This window comes from Actinosynnema sp. NPDC059335 (assembly GCF_042752395.1).
In the GTDB taxonomy this organism is placed as follows: Bacteria; Actinomycetota; Actinomycetes; order Mycobacteriales; family Pseudonocardiaceae; genus Actinosynnema.
This window is the reverse complement of the sequence record NZ_JBHYXZ010000242.1, coordinates 1-9,226: the sequence shown is the minus strand read 5'-3', so window position 1 is coordinate 9,226 and position 9,226 is coordinate 1. Positions and strand designations below refer to the sequence as shown.

2 protein-coding genes are annotated in these 9,226 nt (G+C 73.5%); both read left to right on the top strand.

Annotated features, from left to right (window positions below):
* Nucleotides 1-1,607 (top strand): condensation domain-containing protein (locus ACFXGA_RS38320; RefSeq protein WP_378097490.1); only part of this gene is annotated, 1,607 nt, incomplete at its 5' end.
* Between the two features lie 3 nt (nt 1,608-1,610).
* The coding region (locus ACFXGA_RS38315; RefSeq protein WP_378097487.1) for an amino acid adenylation domain-containing protein at nt 1,611-9,226 on the top strand (7,616 nt) is incomplete at its 3' end.

Sequence of the window (9,226 nt, the reverse complement as noted above, 5' to 3'; positions counted from 1 at the left end):
TCGACCGCGTCGGCGTCGAGGACGACTTCTTCGCGCTCGGCGGCGACAGCATCGTGTCGATCCAGCTCGTCAGCCGGGTGCGCGAGGCGGGTCTGGGCATCACGCCCCGGGACGTGTTCGAGCACAAGACCGTCGAGGGGATCGCCGCCGTCGCGGCGGACCTGGACGGCGACACCGATTCCGCGCCGGACGTCGGCGTGGGCGGGCTGATCGCCACCCCGATCATGCGGTGGCTGGCCGGCCAGGGCGGCTCGGCGGACCGGTTCTGCCAGTGGGTCGCGCTGGAGGTGCCCGCCGACCTCGGGCTGGACCGGGTGACGGCCGCGGTGCGGGCGGTGGTCGACCACCACGACGCGTTGCGGCTGGTGGTGGGTCCGGATGGGGCGCACGTGCCGCCGGCCGGTGCGGACGTCCGGGACCGGGTGCGTCGGGTGGGCCCCGGGGCGGACGTGGAACGCGAGCTGCACGCGGCCCAGGACCGGCTGTCCCCGGCCGAGGGCCGGATGGTCGAGGTGGTCTGGTTCGACGCCGGTCCGGGCCGCCGCGGTCGGCTGCTGCTGGTGCTGCACCACCTGGTGGTGGACGGCGTGTCGTGGCGCATCCTGCTGCCCGACCTCGCCGCCGCCTGGCAGGCCGTGACGGCCGGGGTGACGCCCGTGCTCGCGCCGGTCCGCGCGTCGCTGCGGCGATGGGCGGAGGTGCTCGCCGAGCAGGCCCGGTCGGACGCCCGGGTCGCCGAGCTGCCGGTGTGGGCGGGTGTGCTGCGCGACCCCGGCCCGCTGCTCGGGGCCAGGCCGCTGAACCCGACCCGGGACCGCGCCGACCGGCTGCGCTCGGTGGTGGTGGACCTGCCGGCCGACGTCACCGCGCCACTGCTCGGCGCGGCGCCGGCCGCGTTGCACGCCGGCGTGGACGACCTGCTGCTCACCGCCCTGGCGGTCGCGGTCGCCGAACGGCGTCGCCGCACCAGCGCCGACCCCGTCACCTCGGTGCTGGTCGACGTGGAGGGCCACGGCCGGGAGGACGTCGGGCTGGACGTGTCGCGCACGGTGGGCTGGTTCACCAGCCTCCACCCGGTCCGGCTCGACCCCGGCCCCGTCCGGTTCGACGACGTGTGCGCGGGCGGGCCCGACGCCGGGGAGGCGGTCCGGCGGGTCGAGGGGCAGCGCCGCGCCCTCCCCGACCGGGGCGTCGGGTTCGGCCTGCTCCGCCACCTCAACCCCGACACCGCCGAGGTGCTGGCCGCGTTCGCCGAACCCCAGCTCGCGTTCAACTACCTCGGCCGCGCCGGCGCGTTGGACACCGGCGACTGGGCGCCCGCGCCCGAGATGGCCACCGCGACCCCCGCCCCGCCGGACCTCCCGGCCACCCACGCGATGACGGTCAACGCCGCCGTGCACGACGGGGTGCTGACCGCGTCCTGGTCGTGGCCCGAGGAGCTGTTCACCGAGGACGAGGTCCGCCGGCTGGCGCGGGACTGGTCCCGCGCGCTCACCGGCCTGGTCCGCCACGCCCGCGACGGCCGCCGCGCACCGTCCGCGCCGCCGCTGGTCGACCTCGGCCCGGACGGCATCGACCTGCTCGAACAACGATGGGGAAGGCGCTGACCGGTGAACCCGCGCATCGAGGAAGTCCTGCCCCTGTCCCCGTTGCAGGAAGGGCTGCTGTTCCACGCCCTGTACGACGAGCAGGGGCCCGACGTGTACGTGGTGCAGCTGTCCGTCGAGCTGCACGGCACCGTGGACGTCCCGGCGCTGCGCGCCGCCGCCGCCGCACTGCTGCGCCGGCACGCGAACCTGCGCGCGGGCTTCGCCCACGAGGGCGTCGGGACACCCGTCCAGGTGGTGTTGCGCGAGGTCGAGCCCCCGTGGTGGGACCACGACCTGTCGGAGCTGGACGAAGCGGCCCGCGCCGCCGAGCTGGCCCGGCTGACGGCGGACGACCGGGCCCGGCGGTTCGACATGGAGGACCCGCCGCTGATCCGGTTCACCCTGATCCGCCTCGGCGACGACCGGTTCCGGTTCCTGGTGACCAACCACCACATCGTCCTCGACGGCTGGTCCAACGCGGTCGTGGCGCGGGAGCTGTTCGCCCTCTACCTGACCCGGGGCGACGACCGCGGGCTGCCGCGCGTGACCCCGTACCGGGACTACCTGGCGTGGTTGGCGGGGCGGGATCGCGAGCAGGCGCGTCGGCATTGGGCCGAGCTGTTGGCCGGTGTGGACGGGCCGACGCTGGTCGCGCCGCCGGACGCGGCCCGGCCGCCGATCGTGCCGCACGAGGTGGTCGTGCCGCTGCCGGCGGCGCTCACGACCCGGTTGACCGCCCTGGCCCGGGCCCGCGGGGTCACGCTGAACGTCCTGCTCCAGGCCGCCTGGGGCGTGCTGCTCGGCAAGCTCACCGGACGTGACGACGTCGTGCTGGGCGTCACCGTGTCGGGCCGGCCCGCCGAGCTGCCCGGCGTCGAGTCCATGGTCGGCATGTTCATCAACACCGTGCCCGTCCGGCTGCGGCTGGACCCGGCGCGGACGTTCGGCGAGCTGGTCGCGGCCTCGCAGGAGCGGCACGCGGACCTCGTGGCCCACCAGCACCTCGGCCTGACCGAGATCCTCCAGCAGGCCGGGGTCGGAGAGCTGTTCGACACCGACTTCGTGTTCGAGAACTACCCGGTCGGGCCGGGCGACGGCTGGGACCTCGGCCCCGACCTGCGGATCACCGACGTGCGCGGCGAGGACTCGGCGCACTTCCCGATCAGCCTGCTCGTGCTGCCCGGCGACGGCCTGCGCCTGCGGCTGGGCTACCGGCCCGACCTGTTCGGCGAGGCGGACGTCCGGGCTTTGCTGGCCCGGTACGAACGCGTGCTCCGGACGGTGGTCGACGACCCGGACGTGCCCGTGGGTCGGGTGGATGTGTTCGGTGCGGGTGAGTGGGATCGGGTGTTGGTGTCGTGGAATGACACGGCTCGTGATGTGCCTGTTGTGTCGTTGGTGGGTTTGTTCGAGGAGCGTGTTCGGGTTGCGGGTTCGGGTGTTGCGGTGGTGTTCGAGGGTGTGTCGGTGTCGTTCGCGGAGTTGAACGTGCGGGCGAATCGGTTGGCGCGTTATTTGGTGGGTTTGGGGGTTGGTGCGGGTTCTGTGGTGGGGGTGCGGTTGCCGCGCTCGGTCGAGTTGGTGGTCGCCGTGTTGGGCGTGTTGAAGGCGGGTGGCGCGTACCTGCCGATCGACGTGGACCATCCGCCGGACCGGGTCGGGTTCATGATGGCCGACGCGGAGCCGGTGGTGGTGTTGGACGGCGTGGAGTTCGGCGGGGACCTGTCCGGCGCGGATCTGACCGATGTGGACAGAGGCGGTCCGTTGGTGGGGGACAGCCCCGCGTACGTGATCTACACGTCGGGTTCGACGGGTGTGCCGAAGGGTGTGGTGGTGGGGCATGGGGCTGTGGTGAACCGGTTGTTGTGGATGCAGGGTGAGTTCGGGTTGTCGTCGTCGGATCGGGTGTTGCAGAAGACGCCGTTCGGGTTCGACGTGTCGGTGTGGGAGTTGTTCTGGCCGTTGATCACCGGTGCGGTCTTGGTGATGGCCCGGCCGGAGGGGCACCGGGATCCGGCGTATTTGGTGGAGGTGATCCGGCGGGAGCGGGTGTCGGTGCTGCACTTCGTGCCGTCGATGCTGGGCGCGTTCCTGCGTGATCCGGGGGTGCGCCAGTGCGACGGCGTGCGCCTGGTGGTGTGCAGTGGTGAGGCGTTGTCGCCGGAGTTGGCCAACGAGTTCCATTCGGTGTTGGACGTGTCGTTGCACAACCTGTACGGGCCGACCGAGACGGCTGTGGATGTGACCGCCGCTCGGGTCGAGCGGGGTGTGTCGGTGGTGTCGATCGGTTCGCCGGTGTGGAACACGCGGGTCTATGTGTTGGATGGCGGGTTGGCTCCGGTGTTGCCGGGTGTGGTGGGGGAGTTGTACATCGCGGGTGTTCAGCTCGCGCAGGGGTATTTGAAGCGTCCCGGGTTGACCGCCGGGCGGTTCGTGGCGGACCCGTTCGGCCCGGCGGGCACGCGCATGTACCGCACCGGCGACCTGGTGCGCTGGAACAACGGTCAACTGGAGTACGTCGGCCGATCCGACGACCAGGTGAAGATCCGGGGATTCCGGATCGAGCCCGGCGAGATCGAGTCGGTGCTGGCCCGCCACCCCGCCGTCCGGCAGGCCGCCGTCGTCGCCCGCCGGGACGGGACCGCCGACCGGCGGCTCGTCGCCTACGTCGCGCCGACCACCCGCGCGCCCGGCGACCGCGACGCCGCCCGCGAACAACGGTCCCTCGGCAACTGGGAGTCGGTCTACCGCTCGGTCTACGACGCCGTCGCCCGCACACCGCTCGGCGAGGACTTCTCCGGTTGGACCAGCAGCTACGACGGCGAACCCCTCCCGCTCGACCACATGCGGGAGTGGCGGGACCACGTCGTGGCGCGCGTCCGGGAGCTGGAACCCCGCCGCGTGCTGGAGATCGGCGTCGGCAGCGGTCTGCTGCTGGCCCGGCTCGCCCCGTCGTGCGAGGCGTACTGGGGCACCGACCTGTCCCGCGAGGCGGTGGACGCGCTGCGCGCCCACGTCGACGCCGACGCGCGGTTGGCCGACCGGGTGCAGTTGCGGGCGCAACCCGCGCACGTGGTCGACGGCCTCCCGACCGGCTACTTCGACACGGTCGTGCTGAACTCGGTGGCGCAGTACTTCCCGAACGTCGACTACCTCGCGGACGTCCTGCGCCGGGCCCTCGACCTGGTCGTGCCGGGCGGCGCGGTGTTCGTCGGCGACGTGCGGAACTTGCGCCTGCTCCCGCACCTCCGGAACGCGCTCGGCCACCGGGGTGCCGTCCGGGAACGGGAACTCCTGCTCGACCCCGGGTTCTTCGCCGTCCTGGCCGCCACGACCGACGGCGTCACCGGCCTCGACCTGCGGCTCAAGCGGGGCACCCGGCACAACGAGCTGACCCGCTACCGGTACGACGCAGTCCTGCGCAAGGGCCCGGCCCTCTCCGTCGCGGACGCGCTCCGGCTGCGCTGGGGCACCCACGTCACCGACCTGGACGGCCTGGCCAACCACCTGGCCGTCAAGCGACCGGACCGCGTGCGGGTGACCGACGTGCCGAACGCCCGCCTCGCCGACGCGCCCGGCGGCCGGGAGCCGGAGGACTTCCACGACCTCGGCGCACGGCTCGGCTACACCGTCGCCACCACCTGGTCGCCCGACGCCGAGGACGGCTTCGACGCCGTGCTCGTCGCCCACGCCCGCGGCACGGCCCTCACGGACACCTACCGGCAGCCGACCGACGCCACCACCGACCTGTCCGCCTACGCCAACGAACCGGTGCTGCCGGACGAGCTGCGCGAGCTGGTGGAGTCCCTGCGCGCGTTCGTGGCCGAGTCGCTGCCGGAGCACATGGTCCCGGCGGCCGTCGTGGTGGTGGACGAACTGCCGCTGACGCCGAGCGGCAAGCTCGACCGACGCGCGCTGCCCGCCCCGGACTTCGCCGGCGCGGTGTCGGACCGCGGACCGCGCACCCCGCGCGAGGAGCTGCTCTGCCGCCTGTTCGCCGAGTCGCTCGGCCTGGCCCGCGTCGGGGTGGAGGACAGCTTCTTCGCCCTGGGCGGGGACAGCATCGTGTCGATCCAGCTCGTCGGCCGGGCCCGCCGAGCCGGGTTGGTCTTCACGCCGCGTGACGTGTTCGAGCACAAGACCGTGGAACGGCTGGCCGCCGTCGCCACCGCCCTGGACGGCGTGCCGGCGGAGACGGCCGACGACGGCGTGGGCGAGGTGTTCGCCACCCCGATCATGCGGTGGTTGGCGGACCGGGGCGGTTCGGCGGACCGGTTCGCGCAGTGGGTGCTGCTCCGGGTGCCGCCCGGCCTCGACGTGGACGGCGTCACGGCGGCGTGCCAGGCGGTCGTGGACCACCACGACGCGCTCCGGCTCGTCGCCCGCCCCGACCCGGCGGCCGGGTGGTCGCTGACCGTGCGGCCGGCGGGGTCGGTCGACGTGCGGCCACGGGTCCGCCGCGTGGACCTCCGCGACTCCGACGACGTGGTCGACGTGCTCAACACCGAGGCCGACGCCGCGCTGGGCCGCCTGTCACCGGCCGACGGGGTCGTGCTCGACGTGGTGTGGTTCGACGCCGGACCGGGCACCCCGGGACGACTCCTGGTCACGCTGCACCACCTCGTGGTCGACGGCGTGTCGTGGCGGGTGCTGCTGCCCGACCTGGCGGAGGCATGGCAGGCCGTGACCACCGGCCGCACCCCCGCGCTCGCCCCGGTCGGCACGTCCTTCCGGCGGTGGGCCGGCCTGCTGGTCGAGCAGGCGCGCTCCGGCGCGCGGGCCGCGGAACTGCCGCTGTGGGCGGACGTCCTGCGCGATCCGGGACCGGCGCTCGGCGCACGCCCGCTGGACCCGGCGCGCGACCGCGCGGACCGCGTCCGGTCCGTCACGGTCGAGCTGGACGCCGACACCACCGCGCCCCTGCTGGGCGAGGCGCCGGCCGCGTTCCACGCGGGCGTCGACGACGTGCTGCTGACCGCGCTGGCCGTCGCGGTCGGCACGTGGCGCGAGAACCGGACCGCCGTGCTGGTCGACGTGGAAGGCCACGGCCGCGACCACCCCGACGTCGACCTCTCCCGCACGGTCGGGTGGTTCACCGGCATGTTCCCCGTCCGCCTCGACCCCGGCCCGGTCGGCTTCGAGGAGGTGTGCGCGGGCGGCCCGGCCGCCGGGCGCGCGGTGAAACGGGTCAAGGAGCAGGTGCGGGCGCTCCCGGACCGCGGCCTCGGGTTCGGCGTGCTGCGCCACCTCGACCCGGAGCGCGGCGCGGAGCTGGCCCGGCTCGGCACGCCGGAGATCCTGTTCAACTACCTCGGGCGCGCCGGGGCCGTGGAGACCGGCGACTGGTCGCCCGCCCCGGAAGCCGACGTCGTGTCGCCGACCGCGTCGGACCTGCCCGCGTCGCACGCGATCGTGGTCGACGCGGGCGTCGACGGCACCGTGTTGCGCGCGACCTGGTCGTGGCCCGAGGAGCTGTTCACCGAGGACGAGGTCCGCGGGCTGGCACGGCGCTGGACCCGCGCGGTGACCGGGATCGTCGCGCACACCCGGCGACCGGGAGCGGGCGGCCGCACGCCGTCGGACCTGCCGTTGGTCGATCTGTCCCTGGCAGAGGTCGAGGCCGTCGAGGCGCGTTGGCAGGGCATCGAGGACGTGTTGCCCCTGTCGCCGTTGCAGGAAGGTTTGTTGTTCCACGCTTTGTACGACGAGCAGGGCCCGGACGTCTACGTGGTGCAACTCGGCGTGGACCTGCACGGCGACCTGGACGTCGGGGCACTGCGCGCGGCCGCCGCCGCCCTGCTGCGCCGGCACGCGAACCTCCGCGCCGCGTTCGCCCACGAAGGGCTGACCCGGCCGGTGCAGGTCGTCGTGGGCGCAGTGCCGCTGCCGTGGGCGGACCACGACCTGTCGACCCTCGACCCCGGCGACCGGGACGCCGAACTCGACCGGATCACCCGGGCCGACCGGGAGCAGCGCTTCCCCGTGGACCGCCCGCCGCTCGTCCGCTTCACGCTCGTCCGCCTCGGCGACGACCGGTTCCGGTTCGTGGTCACCAACCACCACCTCGTGCTGGACGGCTGGTCCGGCCCCCTGGTGGCGCGGGAGCTGTTCACCCTCTACGCGACCCGCGGCGACGACCGGGGCCTCCCGCGGGTGACGCCCTACCGCGACTACCTGACCTGGCTCTCCGGCCAGGACCGCGACGCCGCCCGCCGCCACTGGCGCGACCTGCTCGACGGGGTGGACGGGCCGACGCTCGTCGCCCCGCCGGACGCCGCCCGCGCGCCGGTCGTGCCGGAGCAGGTCGTGCTGACCGTCCCCGAGAACCTGCGCGCCCGGCTCACCACCCTCACCCGGCGGCGCGAGGTCACGCTGAACACCGTGCTCCAGGCCGCCTGGGCGGTGCTCCTCGGCCGCCTGACCGGACGCGCCGACGTGGTGCTCGGCGTGACCGTGTCCGGGCGACCCGCCGACCTGCCCGGCGTCGAGTCGATGGTGGGGCTGTTCGTCAACACCCTGCCGGTGCGGGTGCGCCTCGCCCCCGCGCTCCCGGCGGGCGACCTGCTCGACGCGCTCCAGCGACAGCAGGCCGACCTGACCGCCCACCAGCACCTCGGCCTCGCGGAGGTGCACCGGCTCGCCGGGGTGGAGGAGCTGTTCGACACCGACTTCGTGTTCGAGAACTACCCCGTCGGGCCCGGCAGCGGGTGGGACCTCGGCCCCGACCTGCGGATCACCGGCACGCACGGGCGCGACGCCGCGCACTTCCCGATGAGCCTGCTCGTGCTGCCGCACCAGGGGTTGCGGCTGCGCCTGGGCTACCGGCCCGACCTGCTCGACGCCGACGCGGCCGACCTCGTGCTGCGCCGCCTGGTGCGGGTGGTGGAGGCCCTGGTGGCGGACCCGGACGTGCCGTTGGGGCGGATCGACGTGCTGGACCGCGTGGAGCGGGAGCGGGTGCTGCGGGGGTGGCAGGGTCCGGTGCGGGATGTGCCGGTGACGACGTTGCCGGCCTTGTTCGAGGCGCAGGTGCGACGTGATCCTTCGGCGGTCGCAGTGGTGTTCGAGCGCGAGTCGTTGACGTATGGGGAGTTGAACGTTCGGGCGAACAGGTTGGCGCGTTATTTGGTGGGTTTGGGGGTTGGTGCGGGTTCCCTGGTCGGGCTGGTGTTGCCGCGTTCGCTGGACCTGGTGGTCGCGGTGTTGGCGGTGGTGAAAGCAGGTGGCGGGTATGTGCCTGTTGATCCCGGCTATCCGGCGGAGCGGATCGCATTCCTACTGGACGACGCCAAGCCGGTGGTGGTGCTGGACGGTCTGGATTCCCTGGCTGGGTTGGACGGTCTTTCGGGCGAGGACTTGACCGACGTCGAGCGAGGTCGGTCGCATGTGGACGATGTGGCGTATGTGATCTACACGTCGGGTTCGACGGGGACGCCGAAGGGTGTTCCGGTGTCGCACGCGAACGTGGTCGGGCTCTTCAGCGCGATCGCCGACCGGTTTGAGTTCGGTGTGGACGATGTGTGGTCGTTGTTCCATTCGTTCTCGTTCGATTTCTCGGTGTGGGAGTTGTGGGGGCCGTTGTCGTCGGGTGGGCGGTTGGTGGTGGTGCCGTTCGACGTGTCGCGGTCGCCGGAGGA